Source organism: Mycobacterium sp. UM_Kg27, from assembly GCF_000972905.1.
GTDB lineage: Bacteria > Actinomycetota > Actinomycetes > Mycobacteriales > Mycobacteriaceae > Mycobacterium.
In genome coordinates this window covers 1-241 of record NZ_JRMM01000379.1, presented here as the reverse complement: position 1 = coordinate 241, position 241 = coordinate 1, and the positions used below count along the sequence as shown (strand labels likewise).

The 241-nt window shown below is 71.4% G+C and carries 1 pseudogene; it reads left to right on the top strand.

What is annotated here, in order from left to right:
• Positions 1 to 241 (top strand): annotated as a pseudogene (locus LI94_RS24240) (hypothetical protein); the annotation flags it as partial.

Here is a 241-nt window from a genome sequence, read left to right as displayed (position 1 = left end):
CCGACTGCCCCGCCGCCAGCAGCGACGCCCGCGCCACCAACGTCACCGTCTACGTCCTCGCCGACCAAACCGCACTGAACACCCCGACCGATCCGCGATTCGGTAACGGCCCCCAGCCACCCAGCACCCCCACACCCACCCCGCGCACACAACCGCCACGCTCCGGACACCTCATCGGCGGCGGCACCGTGCCCGCCCCACTACTAGCCCAGCTCATCACCAACGGCGCCACCACCACACC